Genomic DNA, 1268 nt, shown 5'->3' with positions numbered 1-1268 from the left:
TGCAAAAACCATTCAAAGTAACTTTATGAAACTCGTCCAATAAATACGTACTTCCATATTTTGTCGACAGTCAATTAGTGAAGTGAGCCGAAGTTCATTCAAACAATCAGCGAGTTATAAGAAACCTCCCTCAGCGTCAACTAGTACTTAGTGTGAATATTAAAACTGAGACAAGGAGATAACGATGCTCTCGCAATGTTTGAAAGGAATCATGATGACTGGGTGCATGGTCAGTGTTCCCGCTTTTGCCTATGACTGTAGCACTGCCCTAAATTGGGACAGCGCGACGGTGTATACCTCGGGCGACAAAGTTCAGCAGTCCAATAAGGCCTACTCTGCACGCTATTGGACTCAGGGGAATGACCCAGTCACAGCTTCAGGGCCATGGGACGCATGGGAATTGCTAGGGACATGCAGCTCTGGTGGCGGGAATATTCCACCACAGGTTTCGCTTACATCCCCCTTAAATAACGCCGTCATCCCACAAGATGCATTGATCACACTTCAAGCCACCGCAAATGATGAAGATGGCACAATCGCGAATGTCGAGTTCTTCGCAAACGATGTCAGCCTAGGCTCTGACTCCCAGTCCCCGTATGAAATCATCTGGACAGCAACGCTCAACGCGAACCAGATTAAAGCCATTGCAACGGACAACGAAGGCGCAACTCAGGCAAGTGTGGCCTCTATTTCCGTTACCCCATCGAGTGATCTTTTACCGCCAGCCATTGAACTCACAAGCCCGACAGGCGTCGAGCAGATTACTGCAGGTGACGATCTTGTACTGTCAGCCACGGCAACGGATAGCGATGGCACAGTGGATAAGGTCGATTTTTACATCAACAACGAAATGGTAGTAAGCGATTCGAGTGAGCCGTATCAGTACACTTGGTCTTCAAGTGCTGGAACTCATCAATTTAAAGCCAAAGCAACGGATAACGACGGGCAAACAACTTCTAGCCAAGAAGTGTCACTCGTTGTTTCTTCTGCAAGCTCAGGGGGCTGTGCGGACGCTAAGCCATATATAGCGGGCACGAGTTACCAAGCCGGAGAATTGGTTCATAATCTAAACCAGAAGTATCAATGTGATGTCGCGGGCTGGTGCTCTTCAAGCTCAGCTTGGGCCTACGAACCGGGTAAAGGGGAGTATTGGCAAGAAGCATGGACAGGGTTAGGAACGTGTAGTACTCCACCAACCGTTTCAATCTCTTCGCCGCAAGATAACCAAGTCGTATTGGCTGGCACTCTTATCGACATTAATGTTGAAG

At 48.3% G+C, this 1268-nt stretch carries 1 protein-coding gene; it reads left to right on the top strand.

Annotation, left to right across the window (positions count from 1 at the left end; translation table 11 throughout):
• Positions 1–184 precede the first annotated feature (184 nt).
• Positions 185–1268, top strand: a 1084-nt coding sequence (locus BCU12_RS10290; protein WP_241909800.1) for an Ig-like domain-containing protein, incomplete at its 3' end; no start/stop codon positions are given.

This window comes from Vibrio sp. 10N.261.55.A7 (genome assembly GCF_002877365.1).
GTDB lineage: Bacteria > Pseudomonadota > Gammaproteobacteria > Enterobacterales > Vibrionaceae > Vibrio.
The sequence above is the reverse complement of the archived record's forward strand: the minus strand, read 5'-3'. Positions and strand labels throughout refer to the sequence as shown.